Source organism: Runella sp. (genome assembly GCF_965279615.1).
Lineage (GTDB): Bacteria > Bacteroidota > Bacteroidia > Cytophagales > Spirosomataceae > Runella.
The window spans coordinates 6,223,160-6,239,678 of record NZ_OZ257252.1 but is presented as its reverse complement, the minus strand read 5'-3'; the positions used below and the strand labels follow the sequence as shown (position 1 = coordinate 6,239,678).

At 44.4% G+C, this 16,519-nt stretch carries 15 protein-coding genes; 9 read left to right on the top strand and 6 right to left on the bottom strand.

Translation table 11 applies throughout. The features are described from left to right. The first annotated feature begins 122 nt into the window (after positions 1 to 122). Both ACQY73_RS26110 and ACQY73_RS26105 read left to right on the top strand, forming a co-directional pair. Entirely contained in the window at positions 123 to 2,354 is a 2,232-nt protein-coding gene (locus ACQY73_RS26110) for a 3-coathanger stack domain-containing protein (protein ID WP_428656768.1), read from the top strand. Positions 2,355 to 2,666: 312 nt separating this feature from the next. Further along, positions 2,667 to 3,356, top strand: a complete 690-nt coding sequence (locus ACQY73_RS26105; protein ID WP_428656766.1) for a hypothetical protein — start codon at positions 2,667 to 2,669, stop codon at positions 3,354 to 3,356. 94 nt (positions 3,357 to 3,450) lie between these two features. Here the strand turns inward: ACQY73_RS26105 and ACQY73_RS26100 are convergent, their stop codons facing one another. From ACQY73_RS26100 to ACQY73_RS26085, 4 genes are all read right to left on the bottom strand, one after another. Then, on the bottom strand, positions 3,451 to 4,296 hold the full coding sequence (locus ACQY73_RS26100) for an energy transducer TonB (protein WP_428656764.1): 846 nt from the start codon (positions 4,294 to 4,296) through the stop codon (positions 3,451 to 3,453). A gap of 19 nt (positions 4,297 to 4,315) precedes the next feature. Next, positions 4,316 to 5,344: a hypothetical protein gene (locus ACQY73_RS26095; RefSeq protein WP_428656762.1), complete on the bottom strand. Its 1,029-nt coding sequence runs from the start codon at positions 5,342 to 5,344 to the stop codon at positions 4,316 to 4,318. A gap of 234 nt (positions 5,345 to 5,578) precedes the next feature. Further along, positions 5,579 to 6,103 (bottom strand): hypothetical protein, encoded by a 525-nt coding sequence (locus ACQY73_RS26090; protein ID WP_428656759.1) that lies wholly within the window; start codon positions 6,101 to 6,103, stop codon positions 5,579 to 5,581. A gap of 86 nt (positions 6,104 to 6,189) precedes the next feature. Next, positions 6,190 to 6,540: a PadR family transcriptional regulator gene (locus ACQY73_RS26085; protein WP_428656757.1), complete on the bottom strand. Its 351-nt coding sequence runs from the start codon at positions 6,538 to 6,540 to the stop codon at positions 6,190 to 6,192. 207 nt (positions 6,541 to 6,747) lie between these two features. Between ACQY73_RS26085 and ACQY73_RS26080 the strand changes: the two genes are divergently transcribed. The 5 genes from ACQY73_RS26080 (at position 6,748) to ACQY73_RS26060 (ending at position 10,938) form a co-directional block, all read left to right on the top strand. Next, a complete protein-coding gene (locus ACQY73_RS26080; protein WP_428656755.1) occupies positions 6,748 to 7,557 on the top strand; it encodes an MbnP family protein in 810 nt (269 codons plus the stop codon). 12 nt (positions 7,558 to 7,569) lie between these two features. Then, the gene (locus ACQY73_RS26075) at positions 7,570 to 8,652 is read left to right on the top strand and encodes a cytochrome-c peroxidase (RefSeq protein ID WP_428656753.1); all 1,083 of its coding nucleotides are present in this window, start codon (positions 7,570 to 7,572) and stop codon (positions 8,650 to 8,652) included. Between the two features lie 97 nt (positions 8,653 to 8,749). Then, positions 8,750 to 9,265 carry a PAS domain-containing protein gene (locus tag ACQY73_RS26070; RefSeq protein ID WP_428656751.1) on the top strand — a complete coding sequence of 172 codons (516 nt, stop codon included), beginning with the start codon at positions 8,750 to 8,752 and terminating at the stop codon, positions 9,263 to 9,265. Between the two features lies 1 nt (position 9,266). Further along, entirely contained in the window at positions 9,267 to 9,509 is a 243-nt protein-coding gene (locus ACQY73_RS26065; RefSeq protein WP_428656749.1) for a cysteine-rich CWC family protein, read from the top strand. A gap of 55 nt (positions 9,510 to 9,564) precedes the next feature. Then, entirely contained in the window at positions 9,565 to 10,938 is a 1,374-nt protein-coding gene (locus ACQY73_RS26060; RefSeq protein ID WP_428656746.1) for a hypothetical protein, read from the top strand. Positions 10,939 to 10,942: 4 nt separating this feature from the next. On the opposite strand, the gene ACQY73_RS26055 is transcribed toward ACQY73_RS26060, so the two are convergent. Next, positions 10,943 to 11,566, bottom strand: coding sequence for a response regulator (locus ACQY73_RS26055; RefSeq protein WP_428656743.1), 624 nt, complete (start codon positions 11,564 to 11,566; stop codon positions 10,943 to 10,945). A gap of 3 nt (positions 11,567 to 11,569) precedes the next feature. Continuing rightward, positions 11,570 to 13,831, bottom strand: a complete 2,262-nt coding sequence (locus tag ACQY73_RS26050) for a sensor histidine kinase (protein ID WP_428656740.1) — start codon at positions 13,829 to 13,831, stop codon at positions 11,570 to 11,572. Between the two features lie 119 nt (positions 13,832 to 13,950). Between ACQY73_RS26050 and ACQY73_RS26045 the strand changes: the two genes are divergently transcribed. Beyond that, entirely contained in the window at positions 13,951 to 15,255 is a 1,305-nt protein-coding gene (locus ACQY73_RS26045) for a Gfo/Idh/MocA family protein (protein WP_428668540.1), read from the top strand. Positions 15,256 to 15,398: 143 nt separating this feature from the next. Continuing rightward, positions 15,399 to 16,427 carry a glycoside hydrolase family 43 protein gene (locus ACQY73_RS26040; protein WP_428656737.1) on the top strand — a complete coding sequence of 343 codons (1,029 nt, stop codon included), beginning with the start codon at positions 15,399 to 15,401 and terminating at the stop codon, positions 16,425 to 16,427. Positions 16,428 to 16,519 lie beyond the last annotated feature (92 nt).

Here is a 16,519-nt window from a genome sequence, read left to right as displayed (position 1 = left end):
TACTGCTTAGAATTTCAAAATAACAATTTAATACAATTTTAACTTTGATTATTTATCTTTACTTTTCCCTACGGCAAGTCGGTATTCTTTTATCTCCTTATAACACCAAAAAGAATTATACCATGACACTATTTCTATCTACCATTCAAAAGGTTCGCCTTTTGAAGCTAAAATGGACAATCATTCTGTTTTTCTTATGCTCCCATCATTTCTCAATTTTTGCTCAAAATCAACTTTATAACAAGGTCAATCAAGCCCGCTCTACAACTTCTGCCACAAGGTATACGCTTTTTACAAGAGCTGCGGTGTCGACAAATATAGCCGTCGATACCGCTTTTGTAGCAGGCGCATCTATTACGCGATTAGTAGTCAACAAATCAGAAGTGGAACGAATAGCAAGCGAACAAAAACCATTTATTCAACTCTCCGTTCCGGTCACCGCTAATCAAACCATTGAATTGGAGCTCATTCCGCACTCTATCTTTTCACCTTTTTTCAAAACAACCAATGCAGCAGGAGCCACCAATCCGATCATTGACCTTGGTTCGTACTATCACGGAATTATCAAAGGAGATCCTCAATCCATGGCATCGATCAGCATTGTAAACGGAGAAATGACGGGGCTAATCTCTTACAAAAAAGGAAATTTAAATCTTGGCAAAGAACCCAAATCTTCCAATTACATTTTATATAACGACAAAGACCTTAAGAATAAGAAAGATTTTACCTGCTTTGCCAAAGAGCCAACGGTAAAAGCAATGGGGCAAAATCTATTGGTTAACCCTTCCAATGTAGCGTGCGGCTCCATTCAGGTTTACATTGAAGCCGACCATCAGATATACATGGATAATGGTTCAACTATTGGAAATACGGTCAATTACATCAATTCAGTTTTCAGCAAAGTGGCTACGTTATATGCCAACGAAGGAATTTCGGTGGTTATTTCTGAAATAAAAGTCTGGGATACTACCGATCCGTATATTGGCGCTACAACTTCAGGTATGGCACTTGACTCATTTATAGCCAAGGTTCCGCCCAGCTTTAATGGAAGACTTGCCCACCTTTTTTCGGGGCGCTATATCGGAGGAGGCATGGCTCTTTTAGATGCACTTTGCGATAAGTCACGGGCTTACGCGGTAAGCGGAAACATGTATTCCTATATTCCTGATTTACCGTTCTTTTCATGGAGTGTGATGGAAGTTGCGCATGAAATGGGGCATAGTATCGGCTCCCCGCATACCCAAAGTTGCTCGTGGCCGGTAGGAGCACTTGACAATTGTTACACTCCCGAAGGCGAATGTGCTCCCGGCCCGGCTCCAACCAATGGGGGCACGATCATGAGTTACTGTCACTTAACTGAAACCGGGATCAACTTAGCCAATGGTTTTGGGCCGTTTCCGGGGGATTTGCTTCGCGCCAAAACTCAGCTTTGTCTGGGAAGCGCTATCCCGCCAACGGATCTGGCAACCTTAGAAGTATATGACACTCAAGCGCTTATATCGTGGAAGCACTCTGTAGGTGTCTACACGATTGAATATCGTCCCATATCTTCGGTCGACTGGATCTCTGCCGGCACAACCAGTGCGAAAAACTTATTTCTGACTTCTTTAACTCCCAATACAGCCTATGAATGGCGAATCAGCATCAATTGTTCGGGCTACGTTACATCTACATTTACGACCAATTCTACACCTGCGCCTCCTCTTTATTGTACTACTTTTCATAGCTTCGGCTGCAATGCCGGACTCGCCATAAACAGTGTACAAATTGGCGACAGCCTTCTTAGTAACTTTTCCGGGTGTATTCCCGGAGGATATGGTTTTATTACATCTCCCACGCAGAAACTGGTGATCGGTCAAACCTATAATCTTAGGGTAGGCATGGCCGAATACTATAATTTTGGCCAATTGGCCATATGGATCGATCTAAACAAAGACTATCAATTTCAGGAAAATGAGAGGGTTTTTAATACATCTACCGGCCTGAAAGAGCCTATTACGGGGTCATTTACCATACCCATTGACAGCCCGTTGGGCAAAACGAGGATGAGACTGATTCTTGATTTTTCTGATACACCTACTCGTCCTTGCGGCCCCTATATTTATGGAGAAGCGGAAGATTATTACGTCGATATCGTCCATCCCTGCGAACAACCCATTACCCTCAACAGCCCAACTGATGATTATATTACCGGAAGCATTCTTAAGCAGACAAATTTAACCATTAACGCTGCCAACAAAATCGGATCCGATACAAACATAACCTACCAAGCAGGAAATTCCATTACGCTCAAAGCAGGATTCCAGGCAGATTCCGGGGCGGTTTTTAAGGCGCATATTGCGGGCTGTAATTAGGATAAGAGGACATCTCTACCAGTGTGTCGGGTTGCTCACAACCCGACATCCTCTCCGTAACTCTTCAGCAAGTTCTGTGCTATTGGGCTGTGAGACACAGCCCTTGGGTAAGGTAAGTTTTCTCAATTATTTCAAAGAATTCGCGATTTGCAAATCGCAAATTCTTTTCGAAGCCAATCATTATACTTTATCTTTCGCAATAGATAATTGCACGATTTCCTTCCTGTTTTCGTTACTTTACCGCTTCATTTGCATCCGGTTTGCAATGAATTTTATTTTTCAAAACATAACAGCCGATTATTCCTAATTATCATGAGAAAAAGATTCTTATCAGCAGTTCTCATTTTCATCACCTTTGGAGTTTTTGCCCAAAACGATGATTATCAACACGTTATCAGCGTACAATCAGGCGTGAGTCTGTTTTCTCCTTTTCGGGGGAAAATCACGAGTTCACAGGAAGCTTCGGATACAACAGTTTCCTTTTCTTCCGGCAAAGCCTACAATTTCCCCCAAATCAATGTGGCTTACGATCACGGCATCAACCGGTGGTTTTCGATCGGCGGGGCTGTCAGTTACAACAAAGTTTCGTTGGATTTGAAGGATGTTGTTTATAACAAAAAAGAAAATCTGGGAGATGTAAAACTGAATGTATCACGCGTTACGATTGGCGCTCGGGCGCTGTTTCATTACGGCAATGCCAACCGACTCGACATGTATTCAGGCGTACGATTGGGAATCGGCATTTGGGGGGTCAACGCAAGTTCGAGTTCAGTAGATAACAAACTGGACGAAGTTTTTAAGGAAGCCGGCGGAAGCGGCATTTGGCGAACCGTTATTGGCAATAAACTCGGTGGAGGTTTTGTGTTACCCCAAGTCCAAGTGATTTTGTTTGGCCTACGCGGCTACATCACCGAAAATATCGGCATCAACGGCGAGCTTTCCGCAGGCAGTCCTTATTTTGCTTCCATTGGTCTAAATTATCGGTTTGGCAGCGGCTATTGAGGCACTTACCACCTTATGCGTCAGACGGGACGGGCATCCCCATTCAAAACCGTCTAACGCATAAGCAGCTGCCCAACCCATCAGGCACTACAGATTACTCCAGCACAAATACAATCGGCATGGTAAATCTCACCCTTACAGCACGGCCCGATTGTTTGCCGGGCTTCCATTTGGGCATCAATTTCATGACGCGCAAAGCTTCTTCATCACAACCAAAACCAATGCCGCGTATTACATTGATGTTGGACAACGAGCCATCAGGCTCCACCGTAAAATTCAGGTATACACGACCTTGAATATTGCTTCTTTGAGCAGGGCTTGGATAATTGAGGTTTTTCATTAAAAACTTCTGCAACGCTTCCGACCCTCCCACGTATTGCGGATCTATTTCCACTTTATCAAAGATCTCGGGCGCTTTGGCTTCTACTTCGGCGGGTTTTGCGGTTTCAGGGGCAGCAATGTCTTCGGGAGGAGCCACGATGGCTACCTCTTCATCGCCCGTGCCCTCTATTGTTTCCTGTCCCGGATTGGCTTTTTCGAGTTCTTCTACCGGGGGCGGAAGGTCTTCGTGAGGCGGATTTTCCATTACTTCAATCATGCGGTAACGTACAGTAGTTTGCTTCGGCAATTCTTTGGGCTTCTCCAACTCGGGCAGCGGTTTTTCTTCTTTGGGGGCTAAGTTCACATCGCTTAATGTCACTTCCTTCATTGAATATTCCGGCTCTTTCGTCGCCAATTTTCCATAAATGGTTGGGCCGATGAACAGCAGTAAAAAGATACCGATACCTAATAAAACGGCATTGCGCAGAACACTTGGATAGGCTTTGCGGAGATCGTAAGCTCCGTAGGCACGGTGGCGATTCATGAAAACTATGTCGTCCAGGGTCATAGTTTCGCCGGTCTCGGCCAAGGCCGGGAAAGGATAATTGTAAGTACTCATGGCTATTTTTAGTTTAAAATCAGTTCTTTTTTAACACGACAGAGAATAGTTGATCATTTACATTTCCATCCACATACAATTGATTATCAATATTTTTTAACGTTACTAACATTACTTCATTTTGCTTATCAGGGGAAAAGGTGGCCTTCAACAAACGAGTGTCACGGTCATAGCTATACGCCGCCATTTTGCGATTTTGGTAATTTCCGTATTCCAGTACCACAACATTTCCCATATCAAAATACACTTTGGTTAGTCCTACGGATAGGTCTGTGCTTTGGGAGAAAGGTTTGCGCTTTGGCACCACTTCGTAGCTTCCACTCAACTCATTAGTCGCATTGGTAGGCGAAGGAAAAACTAAAATTAACGGCAATACAATAGCCGATAGAAAAATCAATCGCTGAATAATGTTCGTTTGCGTTTCTCCTTTAAAGGATCGAAAAAAGAACGTAATTACCTCTTTGTAATGCAATGACAAGAGATACAACAGCCCCAAGACAAGAATAATGGATTGAAGCAATGCGCCGGCATTGAGGTGATAGAAAATATTGATAAACAGAATGTTCAGTAAAACAGGCAATAAAATAACTCCCCCCAAAAGCCGCGTTTTCGGAAAGAGCAACAACAACGACCCACCCAATTGAGCAAATGCTACAATTAACGCAAACGGATAAGAGTAGCCAAAATAGGCCCACGTTAGCCACTCTCCTGAAAGTTCAGTCATCGGTTGATCAAGCATGGAAACCGGCACTTGAAATTGTAATTTGAATATCTTCTTCCAACCAAACAGGGCAATTCCAAAGGCCAAAGCATAACACAGCGTATTCAGAACAGAGAAAAAAAACGAGGCATTGTTTCTCTTTTTAAAGTGCCAATAAAAAGAAAAGATCAACGCCGCGATAAGGGCTGCTCCGGCCGCTGAAAACACCATCGGCGGGCTTATCCACGCAGGACGATAATCACGCCCAACCTGTAGAATCAACGCACTTCCGGCAAGTCCGGTAAATAAGCAGGCAATAATCTTCTGCGCCAATGAATGAGCATTCATAGCTTTTAAGGTTAAAAATAATAAAGGGTTTAGAAATGGCAGATAACGTTTCGAGAAGTAATCGTCCGGCAATCAACAATTACTTATCCGAACTATACTGATGAAGAAAAAAGTTTTATGGCTGTTAAAAGGTGTTTGTTTTGTAAAGACACAGCTCCGCCTGAAAACCAAAACAGGTTTGGTTGATTAACAAAACTGATCTTCAAAAATGATATCTCAGGACACAAAAGCAATTTATGTCGGCATTGCGTATCGGTACGGCGCTTTCCGAAGAAACCACGTTCCCAACGAATATGCCACACCGCAAACGCCTACCATCCACATGATGCCGGAAGTAGACATAAAACTCCAGTAACCCTGTGTCACGCCGGACAAAAATGCCATAAGCATCAGGAACAATCCAACGCCTAAAATAAGCGCGCTGCGTAGCGCAAACGGGTACGACTGCCGCAGATCATAGGCTCCGTAGGCTTTATTACGGAATTCAAAAATAATATCATCCAACGAAGCATTATCGAGTTGTTCTTCCGTCATGGCCACTTCGTGTCGGTAGGTTTCACGTAAATATTTTACCGCCTTGGTATTAGCTTCTTGGGTGATTTTCTCCAGTGCCAAATCAAAATTGTACCCTTTCCAAAGGTATTCTTCTGCTTCGCAGGCCAAATGATCGAGCAATTCATTGACCAGAGCGTCGTTGGTGCTGTTTCCGATAAGGTGCTCATGCAACCGGTTCAATTGTTCGGAGGTTAGCTTTTTCATATCAAAAAAGTCGTTAGAGATATGCCGTTAAGGATTTTTTATCAACTATGTATTAACAACAAAAAGGCTAAAAAAGTGGCAATTCTTCAGCCTAATGTTAATCCCTGCTGAGATTGGAGAAGGGTTTGCATTGCTTCCACAAAGCGTTCAAATTCAGACACTTTCTGAATAGCGGTTGCGCTTCCGCTCGGCGTGAGAGTATAGTACTTGCGCAACCGCCCATCCACTTCCTCCGATTCGGTCAGCAAAAAACCTTCCTGCTCCAACTTATGTAATACAGGATATAGGGCACCGAAAGTCAGGGTTATTTCGCCGTTAGTTCGCTCCTTTACTGATTGAGTAATTTCGTAGCCGTACATACGTCCCTGCTCAGCCAGCAATTTTAACACAATTGTTTTGAGAGTTCCACGTAAAAATTCGTTACTTGTTGCTTCCATAAGATTTAAAGAGTGATTTATGAGAGCAAATATATATAAGTTTTTTATATATTAAAATCTTACACTGTTTTTTTCTAAAATTTTAATTTCAAAACCCGGCAATAACTGCATCATTTTGATTTCACCGGGCGTTATAGCTAAAGAGGACAAAAACAGTTTAAATGATCTTTCTCTTAATTAAATTACTAATCAGTAAGTCTTATCACTATGAAAAACGGATTTTTATGGGCTTCCGGATTGTCTGCGGTGCTGATAGTTTTGATTCAAGCCTGCAAATCAGACCCTGACCCCAATGAACTCAATTCGCTTACGCTGACCTTCGACCACCGTGTCGGAGATAAATCCCTTACGTTAGGCACCGATACCTATCAAAACGCTTCCGGAGAAGACTTTGTGGTGACCACCTTCAATTATTTTATCAGTAATATTTCCCTTAAAAAATCAGACGGCACCACTTATACTTACCCACAGGATTCGAGTTATTTTTTGGTCAGAGAAACGTTTCCTGCCTCCAAACAAATTGTTTTAAAACGAATTCCCGCGGGTGATTATACCGCCGTTACGTTCACCATTGGGGTAGACAGCCTCCGCAATACGATGGACATCAGTCGCCGCAAAGGAGTGCTTGACCCCGGCGATGTATCGCACGACGACGGTATGTACTGGTCGTGGAATTCAGGCTATATTTTCATGAAATTGGAAGGTAATTCTTCGAAAGTCGAACCCGACCCCGCAGGAAATCAGAAATTCAGGTACCATATAGGAGGGTACGGAGGCTACAACGCCAAAATGTTCAATAATCTCCGAACCGTGACACTATCGTTAGGAGCCGTACCTGCTAAGGTAGGCCCTACTCAACAACCTGCCATTACGATCATCACGGATGTGGCGAAAATATTTGATGGAGTTCAGAAGATCAGTTTAGCCGCCAATTCTACCGTCATGTTTTCGGATTATTCCTCCACCATTGCCAACAATTACGCTTCCATGTTTCGGGTGTTGGAAGTAAAAGAATGAGTGTAGTTATCAATGAAAAAAACGCTTAGTATAGGGTTGTCTTTGGGGCTTTGGGTATGGGCTGCGTGCAGTCGCACGGGGGATACGCCCTCTCCGACCGATCCTGATCCTTCAGCCGATAAAATCGAAGTACCACAACCAAGCTATTTTCCTGCAAAGACGTACGATTTAGCTGCTAATCCTGTTACTCTCAATGGTTTTCAACTCGGAAAATCATTGTTTTATGATGGAATATTATCGCGTAACGGCACCATCGCCTGCGGAACATGCCACCAACAAACGTCGGCTTTTACCCATCACGGCCACGACCTGAGTCACGGCATCGACGACAAAATAGGCTCGCGCAATGCGCCTTCTATTCAGAATATGGCTTGGGCCAAAGAATTTTTTTGGGATGGTGGTGTGCAGCATTTGGATCTTTTTCCGATTGCTCCGATTGAAAATCCCGTTGAAATGGACGAGAAGTTATCCAACGTACTGCAAAAATTACGCGATAGCAAAAACCCCAATTACCCCGAACTTTTCAAAAAAGCGTTCGGAAGTACAGAAATCACGACGGAACGATTCATGAAAGCACTTTCGCAATTTATGGTGATGTTAGTGTCGAACAATTCACGCTATGACATCTACCTGCGGGGCACAACCAACGCCCTCACCGCTACTGAAAAAGAAGGGCTTACGCTTTTCAAACAAAAATGCAGCAGTTGCCATTCGGGCGAATTATTTACGGATCAAAACTACCGAAACAACGGCTTGAGTATTGATCGCAACCCCGATCAAGGTCGTTTTACAATTACGCAAAATCCCGACGACCGTAATAAATTCAAAGTCCCGAGTCTCCGCAATGTAGGCTATACAGCGCCTTATATGCACGATGGCCGTTTTACCACGTTGGAGCAGGTGTTGGACCATTATGCGCAAAACGTAAAACAAACGCCCAATCTCGACGGTTTACTTCAGCAGGAAGGAAAATTGGGAATAGCACTCACGGCCGACGAAAAACAAAAGATCATTGCGTTTCTGAAATCACTTTCCGACGAGCAGTTTGTTCAGGATACGCGTTTTTCTGACCCGGGATTTGGGCATTCCTTCTAAATAACAGGCATTCACTTTGTTATGCTGAATAGCCCGTTTTGTTTCATCTCAAAAAACAATTACTTTCGAATTGGTTTTTGAATAAATAACTGCAAAAATGTTTTCAACGGCTGCTTTTGCCAACATGATACGGAAAACGTACACAATGCCGGAAGGAAACTCGCCGCTTTTGTGCTGGGATATTATTCAAATGTACCGAGCCGCATCAACTCATCTGCATCGGGATCTTGCCGGCTTAAAATCCATTGAGTCCAATAAAAAATGGTTCTTAAGCCTTGATTTCGGCGCAATTCTGCAAAATGAATTTACGATTGTTATCACCGATATTGAGCAAAAGATAGAGTGGGTAAGTTCATCGTTTCAGCAAATGACGGGCTATTCAAAGGGTGAAGCTATCGGCAAAAATCCTAATTTTTTGCAGGGGCCAAATACAGACCGCGAACAGTTCGCCTTTTTGAAAGTACAAATAGCGGCACGGCAAAAAACCGCCACCAAGGTCGTCAATTATCGCAAGAATGGTAATGATTATATTTGCCAGGTCGAAATAATACCCATGCTGAATCGAAAAGGAGAATTGGTAAATTTTCTGGCCATTGAAAAAGAGGTGAAATAACGTGGAAAAGCCGGCAACATATTCGCCTCATCAATGTCCGCGTTGTCAACGGTCGTTTGAATGCAAACCATTCCTTTCGGCTCAATGCGCCTGTTTTCAATTTGCGATTCCGAGCCAAGTGGCTCTTTTTATAAAAACAACCTATGATGGCTGCTTATGCCCGACATGCCTTACAGAATTGATCAATGAGCCAATTTCTTCCAACCCATCATTAAACCATGACGTTAAAGAATTGTCTCAGTAGCAGCATTTTACGAACCGTAAAAAACCTCCAATCTCTTAACTGTTCTTATACCTGAATGAATACCTTGAAATTTTATTACTCAACGCTCACCACTGCTGTAATTACGGCTTTATTGGTGGGTTCCTGCCAAACGAAAGAGACGGAAGATGTGCTGGAAGAAGGCTCCTTTAAACTCATTCAGACCCAAATCTTTGAAAAATCCTGTGCTACTTCGGGTTGCCACGCATCAGAGCAGGACGCTGCTTTTCGGCAACATGGCTTAGTATTGAAAGGCGCGGCATCTTACGACAATTTGGTCAATAAATTTGCCAAAAATACAGCCGCCAACGCCGATTCCATGCGCTTGGTCATGCCGGGCAACGTGGCAAAAAGCTTCCTTTTCACCAAGATCAATTGCAGCGCGGCTTCACAGTTGGCCGGCAAACAATACGGCAATCCCATGCCTTTGGGTGCCAATGGGCTTTCAATAGGCGAAATTGAATTTGTCCGGAAATGGATCGAAGCCGGCGCGCCTCGTTCGGGCGGTTCGGCAGATGCTTCTTTGATCACCAATTCGGTTCCGCTTTGCGGCTCTACTTTTGGAAGTACTTTCACGGCTTTAGAGGCTCCCAAAGCCGCCGATGGTCTGCAACTCCACTTAGAACCCTTTGAGGTAGCCAATACCTATGAGCGGGAGATTTTCGTTCGTAAACCCGTCGGTAATACAACTGAATTGTACATCAATCGTGTACAATCACGTATGCGCCCCGGCAGTCACCATTTTATTCTGTATGACTTTAAAAACCAAAACAGCTTGCCTACCGAAGGTCAGGTACGTGACCTCCGCAACTCCGACGGCACCAGCAATTTGCTGACATTTCTGAGTATGCAGAACCACATTTTCTGGGCAGGTACTCAGACGCAGGAACACGATTATCAGTTTCCGGAAGGAATTGCGCTTCGCATTCCCGCCAATTATTCGTTTGATTTTAACTCGCACTACGTCAACAAAACAGCGGGTAAAATTCCCGGTGAAGTGTACGTCAATCTTTATAAACTGGCGAAGGAAAAAGTCAAAATTGTGGCTAACTCACTTAATTTAGCCAACGAAAGCTTCACTTTAAATGCAGGTCAACGCTCGGTAGTAACCAAGACATTCACGTTCTCAAAACTTACCAAAGTACTTATGCTGACTTCTCATACGCATAAATTGGGCGAGAAGTACGTCATCAAAATCGTGGGCGGTGACCGCAATGGCGAAATCGTTTATGAAAGTACTGATTGGGAACATCCACTAATCAAAACGTTTGCCCAACCCATCGAATTGAAAAAAGGGGAAGGGCTGATGTCAGAAGTAACGTACAATAACATTACTTCCAAAACCGTAAAATTCGGCCTCACCAGCGAAGATGAAATGGACATTATCTTTGGGTATTATTACGAACAATAATACCTTAAAGCAAGCCCTGTTCCTGCGCAAAATGCAATAACCCAAGGGGTGTATCAATGCCTGTCTTACGGGAAATATTCCGTCGATGGGCATTGATCGTAAATTCACTGATGGAAAGTTTTTCGCTGATCTGTTTGGTTGTAAGCCCCTGCGCTACCAATTTAATGATTTCCAATTCTCGGGCCGTAAGCTGGTATTTTACTGCAAACCCATCGGAGAGCGCAGCAGGTTGAGCTATTTCTTCTTTAATTTCGGGGAACCATGTTTCTCCTGCACTTACCGCTGATACCGCTTTTTTGATGATGGCTGCATCGGCCGTTTTGAGCAGAAAGCCGGAAGCGCCGAGGGCTTGTGCTTCTCGCATAAATTGAGGTTGCCCATAGCTCGTAAAAACGATCACTTTCACTTGCGGGAAATCCTTGCTGATGATTTTTAATGCACTAAAGCCGTCAATTTTAGGCATATTCAAATCCATCAGCACTACATCGACCGCATTTTTATACAGAAAATCAATGAGTTGGTGACCATTATGCACCGAAGGAAACAGTACAACATCGGGAAGATCGGTCAGTACGCTGCGCAAACCGTCGAGCAGCAACGGATGGTCATCGGCGAGTAAAAGACGCATACATTATTCAGCAGGATAAAGATTATCAATTACGATCAGCGTACCTCCATCAGGCCCTCGACTGATCTCAATCAGACCGTTCAGGTACGCTACTTTGGCTCGAATAGAGCTCAGTCCTTTGCCTGTTGCCGTGGTTGAATCAGCCATTCCAACGCCATTATCTTCTACCATCAGGGCTATTCCGTTGTCATGTTCTATCGCTTCTACCGTGGCATGAGTAGCATTGGCATGTTTTACAATATTCTGAACCAATTCCTGAATGATCCGAAATACTTCATTCAGAAACGAAATGGGATATTTTTCCTTGTCTTCAAAACCCACAATAATGGTGTCAAGGTGTAATTTACCGGAGATATTGACGGTTTCGGCCAGATCTTCCAGGGCGTGTCGAAAACCGTAGCGCTCAATGAGCAACGGCGTAAGCCGATGACTGATATTACGAACCGTTCCACTGACCACCCCCAATACTTCATACGCTTTGGAAAGTTTAGGCCTGCTTTGAGCGTCTGAAAGTCCTTTTTCCAGTACTGACGAAACATTGAGCGCCGCCAACGCCAGCGAAGCATTGACATCATCGTGAAGCTGATCGGCTATTTTGCGGCGTTCATTTTCTTCGGCGGCTACGATTCCCTGAATCAGATCAAGTTGGCGTTGTTTTTCCAATTGTTCCAACTCACTCTGTTTCAACGCCAATGCCTGTTGGTTCCGAATTTGTCGATTTCGCAGGTACAACCCTAAAAAACCAATGGTCAACAATGCCATCCCGATAATTGCCGCATAGAAAATGCGTTCCCGACGAATTTGCAATTCACGCGCGTTTTTTTCTTCATTCAATCTGACCACCTGCTGCTCTTTTTCCCGTAATCCCACTTTAGCCAATACTTGCTGAACAGCACGATAACGGTTCAAATTTGTCAATGAATCTTTGATGGAATAATAAGTCTGTACATTTTGAAGTTGGCCCGTTACATTGCCCCGCGCCTTTTGTAATTCGGTCAAATATTCATAATAATACAGTCCGGTAGCAGAATAAGGCTGTTTTTTGGCCAATGAATCAAACTTAAGTAACGCCTTTTGGGCTTTATCAAACTCCCCGTTGATGGTCAACGCATGGGCATAATACATTTCGGGTGGGATAAAATAAAATGCTGCGGTATATCCTTTTGCTAAAGCTTTTTCGTGATAACTCAGTGCCAATTTATTTTGTTTCTCATGTTCTGCAATAAGCCCCAATGTGGTAAAATAGTTGGGAAAGGGAATCTCTTTTTCAGGCAGCTGAAGCAAATTAATGGTTTGTTTTAAGTAAGCCTTCGCTTGCTCAAACTGCCCGATGGTTGCTTTTGAAAATGCCATTTGTGTCATAAAAATGGGCGTTTGTGCAGGAACCAAGTTGGGCTTTATAACTACTTCATTGATCAAATCCGCAAATTTATTGGTGTTAGCATAATCAGCCAGTAGTAAATTTTGTTGAAGCATATAGAAATAAACACTGGGTACCGGATTACGAAACCAAAAGTTGCTTCGTTCATAAAAGCGGGGCCTGTGAGCAAATGTAGGGTCTTTAGCCAACTCCAACAAAGCTTCGGCTTCCGCTACCTGCTGTGCCGGGTTATCCTCCAAAAAGTTAACAACGAAGTTATAACGTGCTGTGAATTCCGCATTTTTATCTTTGAGCCCCTGTGCAAGTTGAATAGCTTGGCGATAATAGTTTTCCCTGGATTTATCATCGTTAGGCGGAATTCGATTGGCAGCATGAAAGGTATAGAGAAAAGAAAGGTTTTCCGAGTCATTGGCGGCTTTAGCCGCCGCCTCTCCCAATGCCAAATATTTGATGCAAGAATCAACCTTATTCCAATGGCTATACAAGAGTACAATTCCCGTTAGTCCTTCCCGGTACTGTTGCGAATTTGGCGGGGCATTTTGAAGGACTTTTTGGTGTAATTTTGCTGATTCTTCAAAAATCCCAAACGATTCTTTGGCCCGCGCCCACGCCATGAGCAGCATGTGCGCCCACTCCCATTTACCTGCTTTTTGCACGCGAGGCACGTACTCTGCCAACCATTCGTAACTCAGCTCAAGATTTGTTTTGCCCGTATCCTGAATCAAATCACAGGCTTGATGAAAAGCAGTTTCATTGAGTTCTTTTTGTTGCAGTGCCTTCCACGTAGCTTTTACTTCATTTTCAGCAGTAGAGGCAGATTGAGCGGTTGCTGAATACGTTGACCATAAGAAAGCAAATACGAGGGTAAAGCAGCATATTTTCATGGTGCGTGACGATTGAGTTAAGTAAATATACTAAATATTTTTGCTGTTATTGTCGGTGAGGTTTACGGTTCATCTCCCTTTTTACTCTTATAATCAAAAAATTATCCGCTCTCTCCATGATAAATCGTCGTACTTTCATTCAGAACACTGCTGCCGGCGCGGCGGTCACGTTATTTTCTCCCTACGGCATTGCGGCTCCGCGCGCCACCAAATACCGCACCGCACTCATCGGGACCGGTTGGTGGGGAATGAATATTTTAGGAGCGGCCATGGCGGCGGGACAATCAAAGGTGGTGGCGATGTGTGATGTCGACCCAAACCAAATGAGTAAAGCTGCCGCCGAAGTAGAAAAACTGACCGGCGATAAACCCAAACAATACCGCGATTTTCGCGAATTATTAGCAACTGAAAAACCTGAAATTGTCATCGTTGCCACGCCCGACCATTGGCACCCGTTGATCTGCATTGCCGCCGTACAGGCAGGGGCGCACGTATACGTAGAAAAGCCTATCAGTCATACCATCAACGAAGGAAAAGCGATGGTGGCGGCAGCCCGCAAAACGGGGAAAGTGGTGCAGGTAGGCACCCACCGCCGCGTATCGCCGCACAATATATCGGGCAGGGATTTTATACGTTCGGGCAAAGCAGGCAAAATCGGGATGGTACGCACCTTCGTGCATTATGGCGGCGGCCCGGGACAGGTAACACCCGACAGCGAAGCCCCTAAAGGAATGGATTGGGACATGTATTGTGGCCCGGCACCTTTACGACCGTTTAATACCAAAATTCACACGAGAGGTTTCCGTCAATACCTCGATTTCGCCAACGGAACTTTGGGCGATTGGGGCATTCACTGGCTCGACCAATTGCTTTGGGTCATGGAAGAAAAATACCCACGAAAAGTATTCTCTGCGGGTGGACGCGCCATTAAAACCGACAACACCGACGCCCCCGATCATCAAGTAGCCGTGTACGAATTTGAAAACTTTACCGCCACTTGGGAACATCGTCAGTTTGCGGGAAATAACGCCGAAAAAACGCACCCGCAACAGGCCGTCGGGTGCTATTTCTACGGTACGGAAGGAACATTTCACATGGGCTGGCTCGACGGTTGGACATTTTACCCAACTGACTCCAAAAAGCCAATCATTCACGAAGACGCCAAACTGGACCTGCCCGACCAACAAAACATTACCAATCTGTGGGCCAACTTTCTGGAGTCCATTGAGAAAAAACAACTCCCCGTGTGCGACATTGAAATCGGTCACCGCTCTACCAACATGGCGCTTTTGGGTATGCTTTCCATGAAAGCCGGCAGAAGCGTGGAATGGGATGGTGAAAAGGGTATCATCAAAAATGACCCCGAAGCCAATAAGCTCCTCCAAAGAGCCTATCGTAAAGGGTGGGAATACCCGAAAGTGTAGCTATCTTAAAAACCGCAAAACCGAGAAATGTAAAATGTAAAACCGCAAAAGTGAGATGTCTGCTTTTGCGGTTTTATGCTTTTAACCATAAATCATACTTTTAGTACATTTAGGTCTTTTTAAATTAATTCTATCAATTACTTATGAAAAAAATTCTTTTCTTTTTATTCATTCATACGTTCCTACAGGCCCAAAACTTCAAAAACCCATTGCTTCCTGCCGGTGCCGATCCGTGGTCTATTCATAAAGACGGCTTTTATTATTACATGCACACCACCGGCAATAACCTGACCATTTGGAAAACAAAGGACCTGGCACAACTCGGTAATGCCGAAAAAACTACCATATGGACTCCGCCCTCCACCGGAGCATATTCAAAAGAAATCTGGGCACCCGAACTGCATTTTTTGCAAGGCAAATGGTACATCTATTTCGCCGCCGATGAGGGCCGCAACCGTAATCACCGTTTGTATGTATTGGAAAACTCCTCGCCCGACCCTACGCAAGGCACATGGACGATGAAAGGACAGTTGAAAACACCTCAAGATAAATGGGCTATAGACGGCTCGGTTTTTGAGCACAAAGGGCAACTATATCTTACATGGTCGGGTTGGGAAGGTGACGAGAACGGTCGGCAAGATATTTATCTGTGCAAAATGAGTAATCCGTGGACGTGCGTTGGCAATCGCATCCGCATCTCTGACCCACAATTTGAGTGGGAACAACACGGACTGCTAACGCATCCCGGTCCCGATGACAAACCCATCGTTTTGGTCAATGAAGGGCCGCAATTCCTGAAAAGTCCCAATGGAAGAGTTAATATTATCTTTTCAGCAAGTGGATGTTGGACAGATTATTACGCCTTGGGTATGATCCATGCCGCTCCAACCGCCGATCTGATGAATCCTGCTTCCTGGAAAAAACATCCAACGCCCGTTTTTCGGGCAAATAACGTTCAAGGTACTCATGCCGCAGGCCACAACAGCTTTTTCAAATCGCCCGATGGAAGTCAAAATTGGATTCTGTACCACGCCAATTCAGAAGCCGGCCAAGGTTGCGGCAAGCAAAGAGCGCCCCGTATGCAGCCTTTCACATTTACCGCCGATGGGGTTCCTGTTTTCGGAAGCCCACTGCCGCTTGGGATAGAATTGTCTATTCCGAAAGTAAATTGATCCAAACGACTTCACGATTTCATACCCTTGAGGTCTTTCATAGTTCGACCAGTGAAACTATGTGAGACCTCACACTCTACATTGCCGCTCCT